This window comes from Arthrobacter sp. 05N429, from assembly GCF_056397045.1.
The window spans coordinates 197,877-220,846 of the sequence record NZ_JBFTMQ010000005.1 but is presented as its reverse complement, the minus strand read 5'-3'; the positions used below and the strand labels follow the sequence as shown (position 1 = coordinate 220,846).

Annotated in this window: 27 protein-coding genes; 7 read left to right on the top strand and 20 right to left on the bottom strand. The window is 67.5% G+C overall.

The annotated features are described in order from the left end of the window. Window position 1: 1 nt before the first annotated feature. Window positions 2-1,063 carry a phenylalanine--tRNA ligase subunit alpha gene (gene pheS / locus AC1DF4_RS11825; protein WP_354351708.1) on the bottom strand — a complete coding sequence of 354 codons (1,062 nt, stop codon included), beginning with the start codon at window positions 1,061-1,063 and terminating at the stop codon, window positions 2-4. Window positions 1,064-1,370: 307 nt separating this feature from the next. Between pheS and AC1DF4_RS11820 the strand changes: the two genes are divergently transcribed. Then, window positions 1,371-1,826: a hypothetical protein gene (locus AC1DF4_RS11820; RefSeq protein ID WP_476913066.1), complete on the top strand. Its 456-nt coding sequence runs from the start codon at window positions 1,371-1,373 to the stop codon at window positions 1,824-1,826. After that, the gene (locus tag AC1DF4_RS11815) at window positions 1,823-2,461 is read left to right on the top strand and encodes an SIMPL domain-containing protein (RefSeq protein ID WP_476913065.1); all 639 of its coding nucleotides are present in this window, start codon (window positions 1,823-1,825) and stop codon (window positions 2,459-2,461) included. Before AC1DF4_RS11820 ends, AC1DF4_RS11815 begins: the two co-directional genes overlap by 4 nt. 116 nt (window positions 2,462-2,577) lie before the next feature. On the opposite strand, the gene AC1DF4_RS11810 is transcribed toward AC1DF4_RS11815, so the two are convergent. Both AC1DF4_RS11810 and pcp read right to left on the bottom strand, forming a co-directional pair. Further along, window positions 2,578-2,805 (bottom strand): hypothetical protein, encoded by a 228-nt coding sequence (locus AC1DF4_RS11810; protein WP_476913064.1) that lies wholly within the window; start codon window positions 2,803-2,805, stop codon window positions 2,578-2,580. A gap of 147 nt (window positions 2,806-2,952) precedes the next feature. Then, window positions 2,953-3,594, bottom strand: a complete 642-nt coding sequence (gene pcp / locus AC1DF4_RS11805; protein ID WP_476913063.1) for a pyroglutamyl-peptidase I — start codon at window positions 3,592-3,594, stop codon at window positions 2,953-2,955. 122 nt (window positions 3,595-3,716) lie between these two features. On the opposite strand from pcp, the gene AC1DF4_RS11800 reads away from it, so the two are divergent. Next, window positions 3,717-4,898, top strand: coding sequence for an Rv2578c family radical SAM protein (locus AC1DF4_RS11800; protein WP_476913062.1), 1,182 nt, complete (start codon window positions 3,717-3,719; stop codon window positions 4,896-4,898). Between the two features lie 70 nt (window positions 4,899-4,968). Here AC1DF4_RS11800 and AC1DF4_RS11795 read toward each other — a convergent pair whose 3' ends face one another. From AC1DF4_RS11795 to AC1DF4_RS11780, 4 genes are all read right to left on the bottom strand, one after another. Continuing rightward, window positions 4,969-6,342, bottom strand: a complete 1,374-nt coding sequence (locus AC1DF4_RS11795) for an NAD(P)(+) transhydrogenase (Re/Si-specific) subunit beta (protein WP_476913061.1) — start codon at window positions 6,340-6,342, stop codon at window positions 4,969-4,971. Further along, complete coding sequence (locus tag AC1DF4_RS11790; protein WP_476913096.1) at window positions 6,339-6,656, bottom strand: NAD(P) transhydrogenase subunit alpha part 2; 318 nt, start codon at window positions 6,654-6,656, stop codon at window positions 6,339-6,341. Before AC1DF4_RS11790 ends, AC1DF4_RS11795 begins: the two co-directional genes overlap by 4 nt. Then, window positions 6,656-7,807 (bottom strand): Re/Si-specific NAD(P)(+) transhydrogenase subunit alpha, encoded by a 1,152-nt coding sequence (locus AC1DF4_RS11785; protein WP_476913060.1) that lies wholly within the window; start codon window positions 7,805-7,807, stop codon window positions 6,656-6,658. The genes AC1DF4_RS11790 and AC1DF4_RS11785 overlap by 1 nt, the downstream gene beginning before the upstream one ends. An 88-nt stretch (window positions 7,808-7,895) precedes the next feature. Beyond that, window positions 7,896-8,351, bottom strand: a complete 456-nt coding sequence (locus AC1DF4_RS11780) for a (deoxy)nucleoside triphosphate pyrophosphohydrolase (protein WP_476913059.1) — start codon at window positions 8,349-8,351, stop codon at window positions 7,896-7,898. Between the two features lie 174 nt (window positions 8,352-8,525). Here AC1DF4_RS11780 and AC1DF4_RS11775 point away from each other — a divergent pair, with 174 nt between their 5' ends. Then, window positions 8,526-9,734, top strand: coding sequence for an MFS transporter (locus tag AC1DF4_RS11775; protein ID WP_476865095.1), 1,209 nt, complete (start codon window positions 8,526-8,528; stop codon window positions 9,732-9,734). 72 nt (window positions 9,735-9,806) lie between these two features. Here the strand turns inward: AC1DF4_RS11775 and AC1DF4_RS11770 are convergent, their stop codons facing one another. Further along, complete coding sequence (locus tag AC1DF4_RS11770) at window positions 9,807-10,727, bottom strand: cation diffusion facilitator family transporter (RefSeq protein WP_476913058.1); 921 nt, start codon at window positions 10,725-10,727, stop codon at window positions 9,807-9,809. A 362-nt stretch (window positions 10,728-11,089) separates the two neighbouring features. On the opposite strand from AC1DF4_RS11770, the gene AC1DF4_RS11765 reads away from it, so the two are divergent. Next, the gene (locus tag AC1DF4_RS11765) at window positions 11,090-11,359 is read left to right on the top strand and encodes a GlsB/YeaQ/YmgE family stress response membrane protein (RefSeq protein WP_223985465.1); all 270 of its coding nucleotides are present in this window, start codon (window positions 11,090-11,092) and stop codon (window positions 11,357-11,359) included. 133 nt (window positions 11,360-11,492) lie between these two features. On the opposite strand, the gene AC1DF4_RS11760 is transcribed toward AC1DF4_RS11765, so the two are convergent. The 4 genes from AC1DF4_RS11760 to infC form a co-directional block, all read right to left on the bottom strand. Continuing rightward, window positions 11,493-12,404, bottom strand: coding sequence for a TrmH family RNA methyltransferase (locus AC1DF4_RS11760; RefSeq protein WP_476913057.1), 912 nt, complete (start codon window positions 12,402-12,404; stop codon window positions 11,493-11,495). Window positions 12,405-12,458: 54 nt separating this feature from the next. Then, a complete protein-coding gene (rplT, locus tag AC1DF4_RS11755) occupies window positions 12,459-12,938 on the bottom strand; it encodes a 50S ribosomal protein L20 (protein WP_476913056.1) in 480 nt (159 codons plus the stop codon). Window positions 12,939-13,057: 119 nt separating this feature from the next. Beyond that, entirely contained in the window at window positions 13,058-13,252 is a 195-nt protein-coding gene (gene rpmI, locus AC1DF4_RS11750) for a 50S ribosomal protein L35 (RefSeq protein ID WP_009358635.1), read from the bottom strand. Between the two features lie 115 nt (window positions 13,253-13,367). Further along, on the bottom strand, window positions 13,368-14,450 hold the full coding sequence (gene infC, locus AC1DF4_RS11745; protein WP_476913055.1) for a translation initiation factor IF-3: 1,083 nt from the start codon (window positions 14,448-14,450) through the stop codon (window positions 13,368-13,370). Window positions 14,451-14,900: 450 nt separating this feature from the next. On the opposite strand from infC, the gene AC1DF4_RS11740 reads away from it, so the two are divergent. After that, the gene (locus AC1DF4_RS11740; RefSeq protein WP_226761144.1) at window positions 14,901-15,287 is read left to right on the top strand and encodes a DUF1844 domain-containing protein; all 387 of its coding nucleotides are present in this window, start codon (window positions 14,901-14,903) and stop codon (window positions 15,285-15,287) included. Between the two features lie 128 nt (window positions 15,288-15,415). Here the strand turns inward: AC1DF4_RS11740 and AC1DF4_RS11735 are convergent, their stop codons facing one another. The 8 genes from AC1DF4_RS11735 to AC1DF4_RS11700 all read right to left on the bottom strand — a co-directional run bounded on the left by AC1DF4_RS11735 (window position 15,416) and on the right by AC1DF4_RS11700 (window position 21,874). After that, window positions 15,416-16,762 (bottom strand): MFS transporter, encoded by a 1,347-nt coding sequence (locus AC1DF4_RS11735; RefSeq protein WP_476913054.1) that lies wholly within the window; start codon window positions 16,760-16,762, stop codon window positions 15,416-15,418. Between the two features lie 62 nt (window positions 16,763-16,824). Further along, window positions 16,825-17,724: an SseB family protein gene (locus tag AC1DF4_RS11730; protein ID WP_476913053.1), complete on the bottom strand. Its 900-nt coding sequence runs from the start codon at window positions 17,722-17,724 to the stop codon at window positions 16,825-16,827. A gap of 13 nt (window positions 17,725-17,737) precedes the next feature. Next, window positions 17,738-18,484, bottom strand: coding sequence for a bifunctional 1-(5-phosphoribosyl)-5-((5-phosphoribosylamino)methylideneamino)imidazole-4-carboxamide isomerase/phosphoribosylanthranilate isomerase PriA (gene priA, locus AC1DF4_RS11725; protein WP_476913052.1), 747 nt, complete (start codon window positions 18,482-18,484; stop codon window positions 17,738-17,740). Window positions 18,485-18,536: 52 nt separating this feature from the next. Then, window positions 18,537-18,695, bottom strand: a complete 159-nt coding sequence (locus AC1DF4_RS11720; protein ID WP_200913073.1) for a hypothetical protein — start codon at window positions 18,693-18,695, stop codon at window positions 18,537-18,539. Further along, window positions 18,696-19,508 carry an imidazole glycerol phosphate synthase subunit HisH gene (hisH, locus tag AC1DF4_RS11715; protein WP_476913051.1) on the bottom strand — a complete coding sequence of 271 codons (813 nt, stop codon included), beginning with the start codon at window positions 19,506-19,508 and terminating at the stop codon, window positions 18,696-18,698. Further along, window positions 19,505-20,131 carry an imidazoleglycerol-phosphate dehydratase HisB gene (hisB, locus tag AC1DF4_RS11710; protein ID WP_476913050.1) on the bottom strand — a complete coding sequence of 209 codons (627 nt, stop codon included), beginning with the start codon at window positions 20,129-20,131 and terminating at the stop codon, window positions 19,505-19,507. Before hisB ends, hisH begins: the two co-directional genes overlap by 4 nt. A gap of 63 nt (window positions 20,132-20,194) precedes the next feature. Next, a complete protein-coding gene (locus AC1DF4_RS11705) occupies window positions 20,195-21,313 on the bottom strand; it encodes a histidinol-phosphate transaminase (protein ID WP_476913049.1) in 1,119 nt (372 codons plus the stop codon). A 126-nt stretch (window positions 21,314-21,439) separates the two neighbouring features. Beyond that, window positions 21,440-21,874: a LysM peptidoglycan-binding domain-containing protein gene (locus AC1DF4_RS11700; RefSeq protein WP_476913048.1), complete on the bottom strand. Its 435-nt coding sequence runs from the start codon at window positions 21,872-21,874 to the stop codon at window positions 21,440-21,442. Window positions 21,875-22,215: 341 nt separating this feature from the next. Here AC1DF4_RS11700 and lexA point away from each other — a divergent pair, with 341 nt between their 5' ends. Next, on the top strand, window positions 22,216-22,965 hold the full coding sequence (lexA, locus tag AC1DF4_RS11695) for a transcriptional repressor LexA (RefSeq protein ID WP_476913047.1): 750 nt from the start codon (window positions 22,216-22,218) through the stop codon (window positions 22,963-22,965). The last annotated feature ends 5 nt before the right edge of the window (window positions 22,966-22,970 follow it).

The window sequence follows — 22,970 nt, the reverse complement described above, 5'->3', positions numbered from 1 at the left end:
GTTAGATCTCCATCCCGAAGTGCTCGCTGAAACGTACGTCGCCTTCGATCATGTCGCGCATGTCGCCGACCTCGTTGCGGAACATAAGGGTCCGCTCGATGCCCATGCCGAAGGCAAAACCTGAATAGATGTCCGGATCGATGCCGGCGGCGCGGAGCACGTTGGGGTTGACCATGCCGCAGCCGCCCCATTCGATCCAGCTGGGACCGCCCTTGGCGCCGGGGTGCCAGATGTCCAGCTCGGCGGACGGCTCCGTGAACGGGAAGTAGTTGGGGCGCAGCCGGATCTGGGCCTCGTCGCCGAACATCTGGCGCGCGAAGTGCTCCAGGGTGCCGCGGAGGTCCGCCATGCTGAGCTTCTTGTCGATGGCGAGGCCCTCGAACTGGTGGAACACCGGGGTGTGCGTGGCGTCGAGTTCATCGGTGCGGAACACCTTGCCGGGGCACAGCACGTAGATGGGCAGTTCGCGTTCCAGCATGGAGCGGACCTGCACCGGAGAGGTGTGGGTGCGCATCAGCAGGTGCGCCTCGGGCGGCTCCACGAAGAAGGTGTCCTGCATTTCGCGGGCCGGGTGGTCCGGCTTGAAGTTCAACGCGTCGAAGTTGAACCACTCCGACTCGACCTCGGGGCCTTCGGCGATCTCCCAGCCCATGCCGACGAAGATGTCCGCGACGCGCTCCTGCAGGGTGGACAGCGGGTGTCGTGCACCGGCACGACGGCGGCGCGGGGCCGCCGTGACGTCGACGGTCTCCTCGACCAGGATGCGGGCGTCGTTCTCGGCTTCGAGCTCGGCCGTGCGGTCCGCGAGCGCCTTGTTGACGCGTCCGCGGGAGGAGCCCATGAGCTTGCCGGCAGCGGCTTTCTGGTCCTTCGGCAGCCCGCCGATTTCACGGTTGGCCAGGCTCAGCGCTGACTTCTCGCCGGTGTGCGCGAGGCGCACGGCCTTGAGTTCGTCGAGCGTCGAGGCGGCGGCGATGGCGGCAACGGCCTGGTCTACGGCGGCGGTGATGGCGGCTTCATCCAGGGGATTCGGGACGCCGGCGCCCGGCAAAGTTTCAGTCATCTACTGTTCTTAGCTACGAGTCGGTTCATGCCAACGGCGCAGGACCCTCGAAATGGTTCAGGGACCCGCGCGTTGACAAAGGACAGGGCACGCCAAAAATCGCTCCGGCGGGCACTCCCTTTCAGTCTAGTTGAACGGGCTCAGGTGCCCGAACGTGACGGTGCCCCGCGCCCCTCTCCCGTTCGCCCCTTTCACTCCCCCGGACGTCGGCGCGGCCCGCACGCACGGCTGCAGTGCTGTCCAGCTATCCAGTTATCCAGCACTGTTTCCATCCCGCAGGGCGGGGGTCCCCGGCTAGCATGGCCTCATGACGCCGGGACAACGGCTGCGGCAGCTGGCCAATGTACTGAACGCAACAACTCCGCTGGGGTTGCTGCTGGCCCGCTGCGCCCGCTCTCCCGTTCGCCGAGGACCACGGGGACTGCTGATTGCCACCGGCTACCGCTGGCGGCTCCCCTTCGCCGCCGCCTTCACAGTGGGCAATGTGGTGCTCTTCCGCACCGGGCCGGAGGAAGTCCTGGCCAACCCTGCGCTGCTGGGGCACGAGGAGCGCCACAGCACCCAGTACGCCTGGTGCCTGGGCCTTCCCTTCCTGCCGTTGTATTTCCTCGCCGCCGGCTGGTCCCTGCTCCGGACGGGCAACCCCGGCTCGCGTAATTTCTTCGAACGCCGGGCCGGACTGCAGGCCGGCGGCTACCCGGAACCCGGCCCGGGATCCCGGCACACGATCCGAACATCCACAACTGAACGAGGCATGACATGACCGACAGCCCCAGGACAATCTCAGTCACCGGATCCGGCAGCGCGGAAGCCGCCCCGGACCTGCTGACCCTCTCGATCGGCGTCGAGTGCCGCCGGGAGGACGTCGGCGCGGCGTACGGCGAGGCGGGCCGGGTCTCGGCGGCAATCACCGCGGCACTGCGCGGGTTCGGCGTCGCCAATCCGGACATCACGACGTCGGGCCTGAATGTCCGCGCCGAGGTGAACTGGCAGGAGGGCCGGGGCCAGGTCGTCTCGGGTTATCTGGCATCCAGCACGCTGAGTGTCCGGCTCCGGGAACTGGGAACATCGTCGGAGGTCATCGCCGCCGCGGTCACGGCCGGCGGCAACGACGTCCGGCTCAACGGGCTGGAGCTCGGCTTCGCCGATCCTGCCGCCGTCGCCGCGCGGGCCCGCGAAGCCGCCTGGCAGGACGCCCTCACCACGGCCGGGCACTTCGCGTCACTCGCCGGCGCTTCCCTGGGCAACGTGGTCTCGCTCGAGCAGCAGTCCGGCCACCCGGCGCCCATCCCGGTCGCGAAGATGCAGCGGGCCGCCGCAGTGGAGTCGCTCACGGTGGAGGCCGGCGAGTCCAGCATCAGCGCCACAGTCGGCGTCGTCTGGGAACTGCTCGGCTGAGACGGCGACGGGGGCCTCAGAGGATCCCCCAGCTGATGCGCAGTCCAGGCAAAGGCGTGTCTTCCTTAGTGGCGGCCACACGGGGAGCCTGAAGCGTCCCGCTGCAACGTGGCACCCTACCCCCCGGACGGACCTGCCCACGCACCAAAGGAACCGGCACCGCCGCCTCCGCTGTCGTCGTCTTTCCCGCAACGTTTGCAGCGCTTATATACGGCGCCATCGTCGGTGTGTTCAATATGCCAGTCGTGCTGAATATTCAGCTTGCACAGCAGGGCCTTGAGCATGAACTTCTCCGATCGAAATCGAGAGCCGGCGGAGGCCGGTAACCTCATCATCGCCTTCATGCCGCCGCCACAGAAGACTAAAACAGGTTTCCTTCGCCCCCTCTCAAAATCAAGCGGACCAGCAGCCGCGCACCGCTCAGCCCTGACCTGGTTGCGGCGCTCAGGAGACACGGCCCAGTGCTTAGGGCCGGTTGGTGCGTGGCCCGCCTAGTGCGTCGCGCCGGCGGCGATCTTGAAGTCCGCCGTCGTCGCCAGGGAACTCCGGACGACGACGGCGAGCGCCTCCGCCAGCTGCTCCAGCGGAAGTGACGGGTTGGTGCTCCCCGGCGGCAGCTGGGCCGGCTCGTATGGAACGTGGACAAAACCTCCCCGGGTTCCGGGCCGAAGCCGCAGGGCGTGCATCAGCCCGTAGAAGAGGTGGTTGCAGACGTAGGTGCCGGCGGTCTGGGATACCTCGGCGGGGATCCCGGCCGCCAGCAGGGCCGACAGCGCCGCCTTGATCGGAAGGGTGCTGAAGTAGGCAGCGGGTCCGCCGTAGACCACGGGCAGGTCTACAGGTGAGTTGCCGGCATTGTCCGGGATCCGCGCGTCGTCGCAGTTGATCGCGATCCGCTCCAGCGAGATCCGGGACCGCCCGCCGGCCTGGCCCGCGCAGACCACCAGCTCCGGGCGGTACCGCTCCAGCGCAGCGTCCAGTACACGGATGGCGTCGCCAAAGACGCAGGGCAGCTCCACAGCCTGCGCGTCGAGCCCCTCGGCCCGGAGCCGGACCGCGGCCTCCCGCGCGGCTGACCACGACGGGTTGGTGCCCTCGCCGCCGAACGGTTCGAACCCTGTCAGGAGAATCATCGCCCCAGCCTAGCAATGCAGCCCGCCTGTGGAACCGACGGGCAATTCGCAGTCCTGAAACGTGCGCTTCCGCTGCGGCGCGGGCTCTTGACTTAAACTCGAACATATATTCGAATAGAGCCATGAGATGGGACGCACAAGCACTCAAACCGGCGCCCGGAGAGAAGGGCTCAGGCACCGGGGAACCCGGAGAAACGAGCGGGCGCGCCCAGTCCCCTGCAACGGATGCCCTGCTGCCCCTGATCGGGCTGGTGCGCTCCGTAACCACCCCCGAGTTCGCCGGGGTCACTTTCCATGAGGTCACTGCCAAATCGGTGCTCAACAAAGTGGTCGCCGGTTCCCGGATGCCGTTCGAGTGGACCATCAACCCTTACCGCGGCTGCAGCCATGCCTGCGTCTATTGTTTCGCCCGGAAGAGCCACACGTACCTCGACTTTGACGCCGGGCTGGACTTTGACAGCCAGGTGGTGGTGAAGATCAATGCGGCAGAGGTCCTGCGCCGGGAACTGGCCAAACCCTCGTGGGGACGGCAGCACGTGGCCCTGGGCACCAACACGGATCCGTACCAGCGGGCCGAGGGCCGCTACCAGCTGATGCCGGGCATCATCGGGGCGCTGGCCGATTCCGGAACTCCCCTGTCGATCCTGACCAAGGGCACGCTGCTGGCCCGGGACATTCCGTTGCTGAAGCATGCCGCAGCCCAGGTGCCTGTCGGCGTGGGCATCTCGCTGGCGATGACGGACGAGCGCCTCGCCGAAGCCGTGGAGCCCGGCACCCCCGGTCCGCGTGCGCGCTTGAAGCTGATCACGCGGCTCCGGGAGGCGGGGCTGCCCTGCGGGGTGATGGCCATGCCCATCCTGCCGTGGCTCTCTGACAGCGACGAGGCCCTCGATTCCCTGTTCGCCTCCCTGGCGGCGGCGGGCGCGACCGGCGTGACCGCGGGAGCCCTTTACCTCAAGCCCGGAACCCGGGAGTGGTTCATGCAGTGGATCGCCAAGGAGCATCCCCAGCTCGCCGGAAAGTACCGCCGGCTGTACGGCACGGGTTCCTACGCCTCCAAGGAGTACCGGGCCTGGCTGTCCGGCCGCATCCGGTACTTCAAGGCCCGCCACGGCTTCACCGGCTCGCAGGGCTTCAGCCACCGCGACCTCAACGGCGATCCAGGCAGCACCGATCCCAACAGCATCGATCCCAGGGACGAGGAAGCGCAGTACCCCGCCGGCAGCATCCCCGAGCCGGCCGCCCTCGCCGGCGCCCGGCACGGGAGCCACACCGCGGAGGCAGCGCAGCCCACCCTGTTCTGAACGCAAGGTTCTGAACGCGAGGACCATGCAGTTGGCCAAGGCACATGCAGTTGCCCGAGCAACAGTGCAGCTAGAGGGCCTTCACGGCGCCCAGGACCCGGGTGAGGGAATCCTTGGCGTCACCAAACAGGAGCGTGGTCTTGGGATCAAACAGCAGCTCGTTCTCGATCCCGGCGAAGCCCGGCCGCATGGAGCGTTTGAGGAACACCACCTGGCCGGCCTGCGCGACCTCCAGGATCGGCATCCCGTAGATCGGCGCCCCTGGCGTGGACTTGGCCGCGGGATTGACCACGTCGTTGGCACCCACAATCAGCGCCACGTCGGTGTTCGGGAACTCCGGGTTGGCTTCCTCGAGCTCCTTCAGCGCCTCATAGGGAACGTTGGCCTCCGCGAGGAGCACGTTCATGTGGCCCGGCATGCGCCCGGCCACCGGGTGGATGGCAAAGACCACCTCGACACCGCGGGCGGCCAGCGCAATGGCGAGCTCGGCGATCGTGTGCTGGCCCTGGGCCACGGCAAGCCCGTAGCCGGGGACGATCACCACCCGCTGTGCATAGCCGAGCTGTACGGCCACGTCCTCGGGCGAGGAGGAGCGCACCGGCCGGTCGCTCTGCACGGTTGATCCCGCCGTCGAGCCGCCCCGGAAGGCGCCGAACATGATGCCGGCGACACCGCGGCCCATGGCGGACGCCATCACCTTGGTCAGGATGGTACCGCTGGCCCCGACCAGCGTGCCGGCGACCAGCAGCAGCACATTGCCCAGCACAATGCCGGACGCCGCGACCGCTAGGCCGGTGAACGCGTTGAGCAGGGAGATCACAATCGGCACGTCGGCCCCGCCGACGGGCAGCACCAGCAGGAGGCCCGCCGCGAGGCCTAGCACCATCAGCGCCACTGCCCAGCCGGTTGACCCCGTCGCCACGACGAAGCCTCCGGCTGCGACCGCCCCCAGCACCACAGCACCCATCACCACTGGCATCCCGGGGAACACAAGGGGCCGGGTGCTGATCAGCTCCTGCAGCTTGCCCACCGTGACAGCCGAGCCGGCGAAGGACACGGCGCCGACCAGCATCGTGAACACCACGGCCAGCCGCACCCAGGGGTCCTCGCTGTGGCCGAGTTCCAGTACCGCCACCAGCGCCGCGGCCCCGCCGCCGACCCCGTTGAAGAGCGCGACCAGTTGCGGCATCTGGGTCATCTGCACGCGCCTGGCCACCGGGACGGCCACCGCGGAACCGACCGCGATCGCGGCAATGATCAGCGGGATGTTCTCCACTTTGGCCGAGAGGAACACGGTGACGACGGCCACGAGCGCGCCGGCCGCTCCGATGGCGTTGCCCCGCCGGGCTGTCCGGGGAGAACTCAGGCCCTTCAGCGCGAGGATGAAGCAGACCGCCGCCACGAGGTAGAACAGGGCAGTCCACCCGGGGCCGAGGATGTTCATTTGCCGTCCTCCCCCGCCCCGGCAGCAGGCCGGGCAGGCTTCCGCCCGCCGAACATCTCCAGCATCCGGTCCGTGACGACGAATCCGCCGACCAGGTTGGCGGTCGCCAGAACCACGGCGATGAGGGCGATGGTCAACAACCATGGGTCGCCGGCCTGGCCGGCCACGATGATGGCGCCCACCAGGATGATGCCGTGGATGGCATTGGCACCGGACATGAGCGGAGTATGCAGCTTGCTTGTCACCTTGGAGACGACTTCGAAGCCCACAAATACCGCGAGCACCACCACCGTCAGCAGCGTGATCGGATCCATCACTTGAGGGCCTCCAATGCTTCGGCAGTGGCGGCATGCAGGACGCAGCCGCCGTGGGTGAGGCAGGCGCCCGCGACAACCTCGTCGTCGAAGTCGGGAACAACCGTGCCGTCGGCCGTCATCAGGGCCAGCAGGTTCGCGACATTCTTGGCGAACAGCCGAGACGCGTCCGAAGGCATCGCCGAGGCGGCGTCCTGCAGGCCCACCAGGGTCACGGACCCGCCCTCCACCGGGACCTGGAGGTCCCGGCCCGCGATAACGCCCTCCACGTTGCCGCCCGACTCTGCCGCAAGGTCGACGACGACCGAACCAGCCCGCATTCCAGCCACCATCTCCGTCGTCACGAGTAAGGGGGCTGCGCGGCCGGGGATAGCCGCCGTCGTGATGAGGACATCCGCCGCCGCGACGTGCGGGGCGAGCAGGGCGCGCTGGCGTTGCGCCCGGTCCTGGCCGAGCTCACGGGCGTAGCCGCCGCTGCCTTCCGCGGCGGCAGCCGCCGTGTCAAGGTCCAGGTTAATGAAGGTTCCCCCCATGGAAGCGACTTCGTCGGCGGAGGCCGCCCGGATGTCATTGGCGGAGACCCGCGCCCCCAGGCGCTTCGCGGTGCCAATCGCCTGCAACCCGGCGACGCCGGCGCCCAGGACAAGCACACGGGCGGGCGGAATGGTTCCGGCGGCCGTCATGTAGAGCGGGAAGAACCTCGGATAGCGCAGGGCCGCTTCCAGAACGGCGCGGTAGCCGGAGACCAGCGATTGGGAGCTCAGCGCGTCCATCGACTGGGCCCTGGAGATGCGCGGGACGAGCTCGAGCGCGAACGACGTCACACCCGCAGCGGCGAGGGCGTCCACGGTTGGCAGTTCCGACGCCGGTGAGCCGAACCCGATGGTGATGGTGCCGGGCCTCAGACCCGCGGCAGTCTCGGGTTCCAGCGGCCGGACGTGCAGCAGGACATCCAGGGATCCGGGGCTTAACTCCGGAACGACCGATGCTCCGGCCGCGGCGAAGGCGGCGTCGCCATAACCGGCCTCGGTGCCCGCATTGGTTTCCACCGCCACGTCCAAACCAAGGTTGGTGAGCTGCTGCACCGTCTCCGGTGTGGCCGCTACCCGCCTTTCGCCTGCACGCTGTTCCCGCCTGACACCGACCTGCACGGGCCGCTCCTCTCGATTCGCTTCAGCGTAGTTCCATGCTTCACGCTTTGGCGAGAGGTGGGGCCGCGGCGGCCCGCAAGCTATCCGTTCAGTGCGCGGACACGGCCGTGGAATCCGCCATGGAAAGCCTGTCCAGCAACGCCTCGACGATCGGCAGGTCAGCCGGAATCCAGGGCAGGCCCAGCACCTCGTTGCGGTTCCGGAGGTTGACCCAGCGCAGCTCATCGTGGTCCTGCAGCGGGTGCGGATCGCCGTCACGGAGTTCGGCGAACCACACGCGCATGGCGGCGCGCTCGTTCAGCGGCCAGCCGCCGGCGGATCCGCTGTCCAGTTCGGCGCCGAGCCGGACGCTCACGCCAAGTTCTTCGAGCAGCTCGCGGTGCAGGGCCTGTTCGGCCGTCTCCCCGGTCTCGACCTTGCCGCCCGGGAACTCCCACATTCCGGCAAAGTGAGGAGGCGCCGTCCGCCGCGCCACGAGCAGCCTGCCGGGTTCGGCCAAAGAGTCCAGTACTGCTCCGCCGACAACGCCAATGAGTCCAGTCACGCCTCCAAGTCTAGGGGCGGCCCAGGGTTAGGGGACAATGGAAGGGGCCGACGCCGTCCTGACTACCCGGAATATCGAGCGCGTCCGCCCCGTTACACGAATCAACCCACACATCAGATTTAATTTGCCGCATCCCCCTGGCTCCCGCCGGGAACGTTCCCGAAAAGCAGACGAATGACAACCACCACACAAGCCCCGGCCACGCCCAAGACCGGCACCCGCCATCTTGCCCTCGCCATCCTCGCCCTCGCCATGGGCGGATTCGGCATCGGCACCACGGAGTTCACCATGATGGGCCTGCTCAAGGAGGTGGAGCAGGGACTCAACATCAGCACCCCGGAAGCGGGACACCTGATCTCCGCCTATGCGCTCGGCGTCGTGATCGGGGCCCCGCTGCTGGCCGCCGTCGGCGCCAAGATGCCGCGCAAGTACCTTGCCCTGGGGCTCATGCTGTTCTTCAGCATCGCGAACCTGACTTCGTTCATCGCCCCGGACTACGGCACCATGCTGGTGTCCCGCTTCGCCGCGGGCCTGCCGCACGGGGCATTCTTCGGCGTTGCGGCCGTGATCGCGGCGTCACTGGTCGCTCCGACCAAACGCGGCTGGGCCATCTCGATGGTCATGGCCGGCCTGACCGTCTCCAACGTCATCGGCGTCCCGTTCGGCACCTGGCTGGGCCAGACGTACGGCTGGCGGCTGCTCTTCCTGCTGGTAGGCGTGATCGGCCTCCTCACCCTGGTGATGCTCTGGAAATTCGTGCCGTTCCAGAAGCCCCACGCCGATGCCAGCTTCCGCCGCGAACTGGGCGCCCTCAAGCGGCTCCAGGTCTGGCTGGCAATCCTGATCGGCATCGTCGGCTTCGGCGGTTTCTTCGCCACGTACACGTACATTGCGCACACGATGACCTCCGTGGCGGGCATTCCCGCGGCCTGGCTCCCGCTCGTCGTCGCGCTGTACGGGCTGGGCATGGTGGCCGGCAACATCGTCGGCGGCCGGATCGCTGACAAGTCCGTGATGGGCACCATCTACTGGGTGCTGCCCGGCATTGCCGTGGCACTCGTGGTCTATGCCGTGGCCGTGCACTGGCCGTGGTCCGCCTATGTCATGGTCTTCGTCGTCGGCGGCGCCGGTTCGCTGCTGGTCCCGGCCCTGCAGACCCGGCTGCTTGATGCTTCACCGGATGCGCCCTCGCTGGCCTCCTCGCTCAACCACGCCGCCCTCAACGTGGCCAACGCCCTGGGCGCCTTCCTCGGCGGCCTCGTCATCGCGTGGGGCTGGGGCTACGTCGCGCCCGCCCTCGTCGGGGCCGTACTGGCCCTCCTGGGCCTCGGCGTCGCCGTCATCAGCGGACTCGTGGAACGCAAGAGGCCGCTGGTCCGATAGCCGCATGGCGGCTGCCGCACCGGCGGCTCCTTCAGAACTGTTGGTCCGCCCTAACTGCGGGCCCAGGCTCCCTTACGGCGTGCTGACGCGCTGAACATCCGGTTCCAGGTAGATGACCCGGGCGATCGGCACAGCCTCGCGGATCCGGGTCTCGGCGTCGTCGATCGCCTTGGCGATTTCCTGGCCCGTCTCCGAGCGGCCGATGCTGATCTTGGCGGCAACCAGCAGTTCTTCCGGGCCCAGGTGAAGGGTCTTGAGGTGGATGATCGCCGTGCCATCGGACTCGATGGCCGCCCGGATCTTGACGACGTCGTCCTTCGTTGCGGATTCGCCGAGCAGCAGGGACTTCGTTTCCACGGCCAGCACGGCGGCGATCGCCACGAGCAGGAAACCGATCATCGCGGTGCCCAGGGCGTCCCAGACGCCGTTCCCGGTGATGAGCGTCAGGCTCACACCCAAGAAGGCGAAGACCAGGCCCACGAGGGCGCCGAAATCTTCGAGGAGAATGACCGGCAGCTCCGGCTGCTTGGCGCTGCGGACGAACTTGACCCAGCCCTGCTTGCCGCGGACGTGGTTGGATTCGGCGATCGCGGTACGGAACGAGAAGGACTCGGCGATGATGGCGCCGACGAGTACGGCGAGCGGGACCCACCAGAACGCCCCCTCGATGGCGTGCGGGTGTTGGAACTTTTCCCACGCTTCAAACAGGGCGAAGAGGCCGCCGACACTGAACAGCACGATCGAGACGATAAAGGCGTAGATGTAACGCTCGCGTCCATAGCCGAAGGGATGCTCCGGGCTCGCCGCCCGCTTCGCCCGCTTGCCGCCCACCAGCAGCAGGAGCTGGTTGCCGGAGTCCGCGAGTGAGTGGATCGCTTCGGCCAGCATCGATGAGGAAAAAGTCAGGAAGTAGGCGACGAATTTCAGGACGGCAATCGTCAGGTTCGCGGCCAGCGCCGCAACAATCGCCTTAGTACCGCCATTTGCAGCCAAGGGAGCTTCTCCTTAAGGGTTCGAGCGGGTGGTGGGCTCCGGCCCGTGCCTGTGCCCACAAGAAACACGGTACCCGTTATCGCCCCGGCACAGCACTGCGCATCTCATCACCGGCCGCACAGCAGAGAGAGCCGCAAAACAGCGCAGCAGCAGCGCAGCACCGACGCCGCACCGACGCCGGCGGCGCCCGGCTTCAACCCTCCGTGAACCCTGGGTGAACCCGGGTTCAACCCGCAACGGCGCAGGTCACCGGGCAAGTAACGATTGGGTGTGATCCTGCTGACAAGCAAACCGGCCTATGTTAGCTTGAAGCCATAATCGGAATCCACTATTTGGATGCCGACGAATATGTAGGAGGAGCAATGGGCTTTCTAGGCTGGATCATTCTCGGACTCATAGTAGGTGCAATAGTAAAGGCAGTCATGCCTGGCAGGGTCGGAGGCGGCTGGGTGACCAGCCTCGTGCTCGGTGTTGTCGGCGCAGTTGTCGGCGGCTGGATCGGCGACCTGCTGTTCGGCGGCGGCAAGATGGAATTCTGGAACCTCGGTTCCTGGCTCCTGGCCATTGTCGGCGGCCTCGTGGTTGCCCTTGTCTACGGCGCCATCACAGGACGCAACAAGACCACGACCTGACCGCCGGGATACGACGGCGGGAGCCCACCTTTCGGTGGACCCCCGCCGTATTTTTTTGCGTGTTTCCGCGTCTGGCCGGTGTCCGCCCGATCTGTCCCGGAACTAATCCCGCACAGATCCGGCCCGCGCGGATTCAGCCTCGCGGCGTTCCGCCATCCTGCTGCGAGCGGGCGCTGGCGTAGAGGCAGACCGTGGCCGCGGTGCCCAGGTTGAGGCTCTCAGCTGCCCCGTAGACGGGAACAGCCACCCGGTGGTCCGCCAGGGCGAGTTCTTCCGCTGAGAGGCCCTGGGCCTCGTTGCCGAAGAGCCACACCGTGGGGCTCTCGAGGGCGTACTCCGAACCCGTCGAGGCTGCTCCGAGCCGGCGCGCAGCGTTCTGGTCCTGCAACGTGTCGAGGTTCAGCTGGCCCTGGCCGTCCGCGGCGAGGACTCCGATTCCGCGTTCCTTGCACCGGGCCACCAGTTCATCGACGTCGACGCCGAGCACCACGGGCAGGTGGAAGAGGGATCCCGCCGTCGAGCGGACGGCCTTGGGGTTGTAGATGTCAACGCTTGATGCGGTCAGGATGACGGCGTCCGCACCGGCCGCGTCGGCTGCCCGGAGTACGGTGCCGGCATTGCCGGGGTCACGGACCTGGCAGAGCACGGCAATCAGCCGCGGACCGGCGTCGAGCACCTGATCGAGGCTCACGTCCAGGAAGCCGCAGACGGCGAGAATGCCCTGCGGCGTGACCGTGTCCGCCATCGCGGCGAGCACCTCGTCGGTGGCGAGGTAGGCGGTGGTGCCGTCTGCGAGGGCCTCCAGATCCGGGTGCCGGTCCAGGCACGACTCGCTCGCGTAGACCTCATAGACGATGCCGGGCTCCCCCGCGGCAACCCTCTTCTGGTGCAGGACCAAGGCTTCCCGGACCGCCTGCGGCCCCTCGGCAAGGAACTCCCTGCGCTTTAAACGGGCCGGGCGCCCGGCAAGCTGTGCCACCTTCCTCACCCGATCAGCTCGAGGATTGGAAAGTGGAAAGTCTTGCGGGCGCCCGGTTTCGTTCATATAAGAACCTTAGTAGCTTTCGCGGCCGGTTCTTGAACGACGTGGTTCGGGGTATTACTCGGCAGCCTTGTCAGCGGCGGCCTTCTTGGCGGCCGGCTTCTTGGCGGGAGCCTTCTTGGCAGCCGGCTTCTTGGCGGCCGGTGCAGCCTCAGCCTGGACGGCCGGAGCGGACGTGTCGGCGGGCAGCGAGTCCTTGGCGATCTTCACCAGCGCGGCGAAGGCGTTGGCGTCGGAAACGGCAAGCTCGGCCAGCATACGGCGGTCAACCTCGACCTCAGCGGCCTTGAGGCCCTGGATCAGACGGTTGTAGGTCAGGCCGTTGGCGCGGGAAGCAGCGTTGATGCGCTGGATCCAGAGGCGACGGAAGTCGCCCTTCTTCTTCTTGCGGTCGCCGTAGCTGTACACAAACGAGTGCAGCAGCTGCTCTTTGGCCTTGCGGTACAGGCGTGAACGCTGTCCACGGTAGCCCTTTGCGCGCTCAAGAATAACCCGGCGCTTCTTGTGGGCGTTGACCGCCCTCTTCACACGTGCCACGTGCGTACTCCTTCGAAAATCTGATCCCAAGCAACTACTGCCGGATGAACCGGCTGGCCTGAGAAGCCTTTTTGGTAGTTGACTGCTGCCAGGTGGCAAACAGTCAGAGAACTTGGAACTTAGATGCCGAGCATCTTCCGGATGACCTTGGCGTCGCCCTTGAAGACGATCTTGTCGCCGGCGAGGCGGCGGGTCAGCCTGGAGGACTTGTGCTCGAGGTAGTGGCGGCGGTTGGCCTGCTGGCGGCGCAGCTTGCCGCTGCCGGTCAGCTTGAAGCGCTTCTTAGCACCACTGTGGGTCTTCATCTTCGGCATGGGAACCGATCTCCTTACGTATCCGCAGACAAGGTCTGCAGTCTTTCGTGCAGCCGCCCCTGCGGGCGGCATGCTGGTTGCTTGCTGCCGGACATTGCTGTCCGGCAGCCCTGAACTAGTTGGTCTTCTTGGTGGCCGGCTTGGCGGCGGCCTTCGGGGCAGCCGGCCGTGCGGCAGGCCTCGGCGCCGCGGGACGCGGTACCGGCTTCGGAGCAGCAACCGGCTTCGGTGCTGCCGCCGGAGCGGCCTTTTCAGCCTCGGAAGCCTTCGCTGCCTCAGGAGCCTTGGCGGCGGCCTTGGGCGCTGCGGGCGCCTTGGCTGCTGCCGGCCTGGCGGCGGCCTTCGGAGCCTCAGCCTTGGGGGCTTCGCGCTTCGGAGCGGCCTTCGGAGCCTTGGCGGCCTCCTGCTTCGGCGCTTCCTCGACGGGAGCCTTCTGTGCCGGGGCTTCCTCGACCTTGGCCTCCGCGGCTTCAGCCTTGTCGGCCTCAACCTTTTCGGCCGGGGCCTCGACGGCGGCTTCCGCGGCGGGAGCTTCCGTTGCGGTTACCTCAGCCTCGGGTGCCTCAGTCCGGACCTGGTAGCCCTCCGGCAGCAAGTCGGCCAGCGACTGCGTCAGGGGCGCCTCGGGGCCGGACGTGTCAACGCGGCCTCCACCGGAAGCCTTGGCTTCGTTCTCGGCCTTGGCTTCCGCACGCTGCGATGCGCGGCGGGCCTCTGCCTTGGCTTCGGCCTTGTTCTTCAGGGGGCCGACCACCATGACCATGTTGCGGCCATCGATGCGCGGGCTGGACTCCACTACGCCGACTTCGGCGACGTCGTCGGCGAAGCGCTGGAGCAGGCGGATGCCCATCTCGGGGCGCTGCTGCTCACGGCCGCGAAACTGGATCATGGCCTTGACCTTGTCACCGGCACCGAGGAAGCGGAGCGCGTGGCCGCGCTTCGTCTCGTAGTCGTGGGTGTCGATCTTCAGGCGGAAGCGGATTTCCTTCAGGACCGTGTTGGTCTGGTTCTTCCGGGCTTCACGTGCCTTGACCGCGGCTTCGTACTTGTACTTGCCGAAGTCCATCAGCTTGCACACCGGAGGCTTGGCCTGCGGTGCAACTTCAACGAGATCAAGATCGGACTCGGCAGCCAAACGCAGGGCATCCTCAATACGGACAACGCCTACTTGCTCGCCTGCAGGGCCGACCAGCCGCACCTCGGGGACGCGGATACGCTCATTGATTCTTGGCTCGCTAATGTTAAAGCTCCTGTGTTCGTGAGGGGTATTCCACCGGCAAAAAGAGAAGGCCCCCAATTGCCGGAGCAATCGAAGGCCTCGAAGATCGGAACTGCCTGCCTCGCGTGAGGCGGCATGCATCCTGCCAGGGCTGGCGCCCGGGAAGAATGCCCGACCAGGTACCCGGCAACCTTGCTTCTTCCGAAGCTTCCCGAAGGAGAGCGGCTGACGCGGGTGGGAGAGAACTCCGCTTGCAAACTGAAAGTCGATTCTACAGAAGAAATCCCGTCCGGCGCACCTGCATGACGGGCATGTTGGTTGCGGACGGGTTCCGGCTGTCATGACGCTCGGGTCAATCTAAATCAAAGGCTAGATCTGAATCCGAAACGAAATAACGACAATCAGTCGGTCTGTGACAAGCTTACCAGCATGAGCACTTCAGACAGTAATTCACACGTTTACGAGCCCGCCAGCGCCCAGGGCGACGTCTCACAGCAGATCCGGGACATCTCCGAGGTGCCCGCGATCGAGGTCATCACCACCGCCGCCGTGCACCTCATGAGCGCCGCCGCCGTGAAGCTTGGCCTCGCCGCCGAGGAGAACGCCGAAGAGCTCAAGGACCTGGACGAGGCCCGCAAGCTGATCACGGCCCTTGCCGGCCTGGTCACTGCCGCGGCTCCCGAGATCGGTTCCCAGCACGCCGGACCGTTGCGCGACGGACTGCGGTCCCTCCAGTTGGCCTTCCGCGAGGAGTCCATCATTCCGGACGCTCCAGGCAAGGGCCCGGGCGAGAAGTACACCGGCCCGGTCAACTAGGCCCCAACACCAGTTACAACGCGGAATAAGCAACATCGCGGCGGCGGACGGACCACTTTGGTCTGCCTGCCGCCGTCGTCGTTAACGCACCTGGCGTTACGGGTGCCGGCGGCCGGGCCCCGGTTGCCTCAGGCTGCGGCGAGGCGCCGCCGGCGCCGGTGCTGCAGGCCGAGCCCCACGAGGCACAGCACGACGCCGCCCAGCCCCACGGCCACGAATCCGGCTGAGGGGCCCACGCCGTCGATGAAGACGCCGGCGAGGGGCGCCCCGAGGGCCACACCGCCGGTGAGGGCCGAGCCGTACCAGCCCATCGCTTCGCCGCGGCGCCGCTCGTCGACGAGTTCGGCGACCTTTTCGGAGGCTGCCGACAGCACGGGCGCGCACAGCAGGCCCGGCAGGAGCGAGAGCAGGCACAGGGTCCAGGTGTCCTGCGCGAACGCCATCGGAATGGTCAGTGCGGACATGCCCAGCAGCAGCAGGATCGGTGAGATGGGCCGGTGCATGGCGCCGTAGATGAGGCCTCCGACCACCGAGGCCGCGCACCAGAAGAGGAACACCAGTCCGATCTCGGCCTGGTGGCCGCCGGATTCGAGGGCGGCCACGATTCCGACGTCCGTGCCGCTGAGGACCATGCCGGCCCCGGCTGCGACGGCGAAGACGGCGGCCACGGCTGACGTGAACCAGGCGAAGTTGTGGACGACCTTCTGCCGCAGCCCGGCCCGTTCCTGGCGCCTTTCCCCGGCGGCGGCCAGCGGGGCGAGCTCGGCGGCGGCTTCCTGCAGGTGGGCCGGGGCAGCGGCGACGACGGCGACTTCGGCGCCCTCCTGCTGGCCGGCCTCAAACGCTGCATCGGACTCGGCATCGGACACGGGATCAGACCCCGGGACAGGCGCGGCGCTACGGGTCGGCGGGTTGAACCACATCAGGAAGAGCCCGGACACCGAGGTGGCGATGCCAACGATGGTCAGTCCCAGGACCGAGAACCCGGCGGTGGCGACGAGGGCGCCGGCCGCGGGGCCGATCATAAAGACCAGTTCGGTGGAGATGGCGTCGAGGGCGAACGCGGTGCGCCGCTGCTCCCCCGTGGCAAGGACGCCGAGGGACTGGCGCACCACGCTGAAGATGGGCAGCGTGAGCAGGCCGCCGACGAAGACCAGCGGCAGCAGGACCTCGTAGGATACGTGCGGCACAACGGACCAGATGACGGCTTCGGAGACGACGGACGGTATGAGCGCCCGCCGCAGGCCGACGGTGTCGACGCGCCGGCCGCGCCAGGGTGCGCCGACGGCGATCCCGATGGTCATCACGGCGGCGGCGGCGCCGGCGGCGGCGTAGCCCTGGCCGAGGGTCAGGACAATGTGCAGGGTCAGCAGGACCCCGGCCGCGGAGTGCGGTATGCGGGCAACCATCCCGACCAGCAGGAGCCGCCTGATGGGCCGGACGGCCAGCAGATCCCGGTAAAGCGCGAAGTTCACGAAACTATTTCCTTCTGGTACTGCCCCCGGCAGCACCCAGGATGTCCCCGGCCGACCGTCAGCTACTGTGCTGCGCGCTGCAATTTGACCTCGATCGAGTCAACCCGCTCAGCAAATATTTCATTCCGTGCCCAGGCGTTGTTGAGGCCGGACACGATGGACTGGACGCCGGCGGCGTCGAGTCCGTCTTCTAGGTAGAGCACCACGCGGAGCTCCGGGCCGGAGCCTCCGCCCGGGAGCTGCCTTCCGTCGGCCGCAACCGCGGCAACTCCCCCGCCCCGATGAATTTCAACACGGCGGACCGCGGGAAAGCCAACTGCGGCCTCGCCGAGGTCCCGGGCGAGCTCGGGATCAGCGTAGGACGGCGTCCAGTCCCGCTGCTGGGCAAGGGCCCACACCGCGGGCCGGCGCACCACAAAGGTGACAGCGGACCCCGGGTCGAGCACGAGCAGTTCCGCCCCCTCAGCGACCGCGGACAGTGCAGCGCGGGCCGCGTAGACGGCCACCGGGCGCGCCTCGGGATGCCAGGCCTCGAGTGAAGCCGCGGAGGTGAAGACCGGCATCGCAGTCCGGCCGTCGGGGGCTTTGAGCGTTACGAGCGCCATGTCCGCCTGCTTGTCGGCGTGCAGGCCGCCGGCACCTTCGCCTTCTTCGGCGAGCGTGGCGAGGATCGGCACAAACACCCGCGCCGTGGCGAGCGAGGCCACCACCGCGGCCTCGTCGCCGTCGCCCGCTTCGAGGGCAGCCAGCGCGGCGAGGTAGCCGGCGTCGGCCGTGCCGTCGTCGTCCTCGAAGTTGTGGATCGTGGCGTCCTCGCCGGACAGGCTGCGGCCCGCCCAGGGCCGGCCCGCCGAGTCGGTCGCACCGCCGGCGCCCGCCAGGGCTGCCGCGATGTGTCCGGGCAACTGGCGTGAAGGGACAGGGTTGTCAGCTGCGTTGCCGCCCGCGGGCCGGTGCTCCATGCTGCGGGACTGCCTAGCGGCGGCCGGCGACGTCGAGGGCCTCGGGCAGCGTGAAGTTGCCGTTGTAGAGGGCCTTGCCGACGATGGCGCCTTCGACGCCGAGCGGCACGAGGGAACGCAGGACCTTGAGGTCTTCGAGGCTGGAGATCCCGCCTGAGGCGACGACGGGCTTGCCGGTCTTTTCCACCATCTGGCGCAGCAGTTCGACGTTGGGGCCCTGGAGGGTGCCGTCCTTGGTGACGTCGGTGACGACATAGCGGGAGCAGCCGGCCTCCTCGAGGCGCCCGAGGACCTCCCAGAGGTCGCCGCCTTCCTTGGTCCAGCCGCGGCCGGCCAGCGTGGTGCCGCGGACGTCCAGCCCGACGGCGATCTTGTCGCCGAAGCGCTCGATCACCCGGGCGGTCCACTCGGGGTTCTCCAGTGCCGCGGTGCCCAGGTTCACGCGGGCCACGCCCAGGTCCAGGGCCTTCTCGAGGGACTCGTCGTCACGCAGGCCGCCGGACAGCTCCACCTTGATGTCCAGCTGGCCGACCACTTCGCGGAGCAGTTCGGCGTTGGAGCCCCGGCCGAAGGCGGCGTCGAGGTCCACGAGGTGGACCCATTCGGCCCCCTGCTGCTGCCAGTTGAGCGCAGCCTCCAGCGGCGTGCCGTAGCTCGTCTCGCTGCCGGCCTCGCCCTGGACGAGGCGCACGGCCTGGCCGTCGACGACGTCGACGGCGGGCAGCAGCTCCAGCACGGGCAGCGGGGTTTCGGTGGTCATCGTAGATCCTCAGCTCTTCAGGGACGGCAGGTGGTCGGGGCGCTGCGGGTAGTCAGGCGGCAGGCAGGGTCAGCAGATAGGCGGCCAGCAGCGCCATCCCGGCCAGGACGTAGAACACGGCCTGGACCCAGCGCGGGCTCTTCTGCTGGCGGAAGGACAGCGCTCCGCCGACCAGCAGGCCGGCTAGGCCCATCAGCACGATGGACCACATCTAGGCGGTCCCGGCTTCCGGCGTGGCGTCGGCAGGGGTGGCGTCGGACGCCGCGGCTTCTACGCGCGCTGAGTCCGGGGCCGCGGATTCGGCGGCCCGGGAGCGGTCCCGCAGACCCCCAACCCAGTTGCGCAGCAGGTGCGCCCCGGCGTCGCCGGACTTTTCGGGGTGGAACTGTGTGGCGCACAGCGGGCCGTTTTCCACGGCCGCGATGAACGGGGCACCGTGCTCTGACCAGGTGACGAGGGGCGCCGTCATCCTCGGCTGGATGACGTCGAAGTCCCACTGCTGGACCCCGTAGGAGTGCACAAAGTAGAAGCGCTCGTCTTCGACACCGGCAAACAGCCTGGAGCCCTCCGGAACGGACACGGTGTTCCAGCCCATGTGCGGCACGACGTCGGCGGGAAGGAGTTCGACCTTCCCGGGCCACTCCCCCATGCCTTCCGCTTCGGTGCCGTGCTCGACGCCGGCCTCGAACAGAACCTGGAGGCCGACGCAGATGGCCAGGACAGGCCGGCCTCCGGCCACACGGCGGCCGATCATTCGGATCCCGTCGACGGCTTTGAGCTCGCGCATCACCGTTTCGAACGCGCCGACGCCGGGGACCACGAGGCCGTCGGCGTTGAGCACGTCCTGCGGCTTGGAACTGAGGATCACCTCGGCACCGGCACGCTCGAGGGCGCGGACGGCGGAGCGGACGTTACCGGAGCCATAGTCGAGGACCGTGACGGTGGGCTTGCCCTCGGGCGACGCAGGCTTCGCGCCGGTGTCGGGGTCGATGATGGCGCCGTCCTTCAGCACTTTGCCGGTCACAGCGCACCCTTGGTGGACGGGATGCCCTCGACGCGGGGATCCGGCTCGACGGCGGCGCGCAGGGCCCTGGCGAAGGCCTTGAACTGGGCCTCAACGATGTGGTGCGGGTCCCGGCCGGCGGTGACGTTCATGTGCAGGCAGATTCCGGCGTGCAGGGTGATCGCCTCGAAGACGTGGCGGGTGAGGGAACCGGTGAAGTGTCCGCCGATCAGGTGGTACTCCTGACCGGCCGGTTCTCCGCCGTGCACGAGGTACGGGCGGCCGGAGACATCGACGACGGCGTGCGCGAGGGCCTCGTCGAGGGGCACCGTGGCTTCGCCGAAGCGGCGGATCCCGGCCTTGTTCCCGAGGGCGGTGCGCAGGACCTCGCCGAAGGTGATGGCAACATCCTCGACCGTGTGGTGGACGTCGATGTGCGTGTCGCCGGTGGCCTTGACCGTCATGTCGATCAGGGAGTGCTTGCTCAGCGCCGTCAGCATGTGGTCGTAGAACGGGACCGAGGTGCTGATGTCCGAGACTCCGGTGCCGTCCAGGTTGATCTCGACCAGCACCGATGACTCGCTGGTGGTCCGTTCCATGCGTGCGGTCCGGCCCTCGGCAGCGGTTGATCCGGTGGTGCTCATGTGGGTGTCCTTTGGATGACGACGGTGCCCGGCGTTCAGGCAGGTGGATGTCCTGGGTTAAGTCTAGGCGGGCTGCACTGCGCGGCCGGCCAGGATCCGCTCGAGGGCTTCGAGGAAGGCTGTGGTTTCCGTCTCAGTCCCGGCGGTGACGCGAAGGTGCCCGGGAATGCCAACGTCCCGGATGAGCACACCGGCATCCAGCAGTTCCTGCCAGACCTCGTGCGGGTTGTCCAGACCGCCGAAGAAGACATAGTTCGAGTCGGAGGCGGCAGGCTTGAGGCCCATCCGCTGCAGTTCGGACACGATCCTGTCGCGCTGCCGCTTGATGTCCTCGACGTCGGCCATCAGCGCGACCCGGTGGTGCAAGGCGGCCAGGGCTGTTGCCTGGGTGATGGCCGAGAGGTGGTACGGGAGCCGGACCAGGCGCAGGGCGTCGGTGACCTCCGGGGCGGCCGCCATGTAGCCGACACGGGCTCCGGCAAGAGCGAAGGCCTTGCTCATGGTGCGCGAAACGATCAGCCGTTCCCGGCCGGGCAGCAGCGTCAGCGCGCTGGGCGTGCCGTCATGGGCGAACTCGTGGTACGCCTCATCGACGATCACGATGGTCTGGCTGGCCTCGCCGGCCTCGTAGACAGCCTCGACGACGTCCAGGCCAAGCCCGGTGCCGGTGGGGTTGTTCGGGGAGCAGAGGAACACGATGTTCGGCTGGAGTTCGCGGACCTGCCGGGCGGCCGACTCGGCACTGAGCCCGTAGTCATCAGCGCGGACGCCGGCGATGTACCCGGTGTCCGTGCCGGAGGCCAGCAGCGGGTACATGGAGTATGTGGGAGGGAAACCAAGGGCGGTGCGGCCCGGACCTCCGAAGGCCTGGAGGATCTGCTGGAGAACCTCGTTGGAGCCGTTGGCGGCCCAGATGTTGTCCGCGGCCAGTCCGTGCCCGAGGTATTCGGCCAGAGCCTCCCGCAGCTCCGTGAATTCGCGGTCCGGATAGCGGTTCAGTCCGGTGGCGGCAATCGCGACGGCCTCGGAGATGGCCGCGCGGACGTCGGCCGGGACGCCGTGGGTGTTCTCGTTGACGTTGAGCAGGATGGGGACGTCCAGCTGCGGTGCCCCGTAGGGGGTCAGGCCCCGCAGGTTGGTCCGGAGGGGAAGTCGGTTCAGGCGCTCTAGCTGGTCAGTCACTTGTTCAGTTTAAGTGAGATCGCTGCGGGCCCAGAAACTGTGACGCTTACCGGGGCTGCCGTGCGCCCGCAGAACGCCTCGAGGCGCGCAAACAACGGGGCCCATGAGCTACCTGGACGGAAAGAACTAGTTGGACGGGACGAAGAGTGCCTGGCCGGGCACGACGCGGGCGGCCTCGAGGTTGTTCAGCTGGATGATGTCGGCGACGACGTCGCGGGGATCGCGTTCAGGCGCCACAGCCTCGGCGATGGCCCACAAGGATTCGCCGGGCTGCACCGTTACCGAGACTGTGGGTGTCAGCGACAGCTCGGCGGCAGAGTCCGCCGCCTTTGCCGGGGCGTTGAGGAATCCGCTGAAAGAGAGAACCAGCGCGGCCAGCAGGATGAGCGGCACCCCAATGAAGACAAAGCGCCCCCGCCGGGTGAGCCTCAGCGGCGCCTGCTTTGCCTGTTCGGCACGACCGCTGGGGCCGGGCTGGCCGGACGTCCCGCTGCCGGGCCGGCCGTAGTCGCCGAATGCGTCGCGGCCGAAAGTGTCGTGAAACGCGCTTGATGCTGACATGAACTGAGCCCTCCTGGACCATACTGTGCCGCCCGGCGTACTCCACGTACCCGCCGCCAACCGGCCTGACCTTCGAACAAAGAGACGAATGACTTGTTCTAACTGAGCTTCGCCAAACTAGAACACATATTCGAATCTTGCTTGTTCTGTTTTAGCACTTATTGACGAACATTGTCGAGACTCGCTAGAACAAATGTTTGAAAAAGCTGTGTGGCTGGCCTACGTTTGAGTCAAAGAACAACCACTTCTGCAGTTGATCAGCAGGGTCTGACATTTCAGGCCGGAAGTTCCCGGCAGCTGCAGCCACAGCGGCCGGGCGGAACGGAAAGGCGTTGGCGAACATGGCAGCACAAGCCACTGGCGGCAGGGCCACCCCGCGGAGCCCGCAGGCAGCCCGGCCACCCAAGAGCCTTACCGTCCGGCAAAAAAAGATTCTGGAGACCATCCAGCGCTCCGTGACGGACAACGGGTACCCGCCGTCCATGCGCGAAATCGGCGACACGGTCGGCCTCGCGAGCCTTTCCAGCGTGACCCACCAGCTTTCGCAGCTCGAGAAGCTCGGCTACTTGCGGCGCGATCCCAAGCGCCCCCGGGCCATGGAAGTGCTGATGCCGTTGACCCTCGATGAGGGAACCGCGAAGATTTCAGGCGCCGAGAAGTCCAGCGGCCTGCGCAGTGTCGGCGGCTTGTCTGTTTCGGAGCTGGCCAGTGCCACGGATACCGCCATGGTGCCGCTGGTGGGCCGGATCGCCGCCGGCGGACCGATCCTGGCCGACCAGGTGGTTGAGGACGTTATGCCCCTGCCCCGCCAGCTGGTGGGCCACGGCGAGCTCTTTATGCTCAAGGTTGCCGGTGACTCGATGATCGATGCGGCCATCTGCGACGGTGACTGGGTGGTGGTGCGCAGGCAGGGCGATGCTGTCAACGGTGACATTGTGGCCGCCCTGCTGGATGACGAGGCAACAGTAAAAACCTTCCGCCAGCGTGACGGCCACACCTGGCTGCTGCCGCAGAATACCCAGTACGAGCCCATTCTCGGCGATCATGCCGTCATCATGGGCAAAGTTGTCTCGGTGCTGCGCTCCCTCTAGGACAC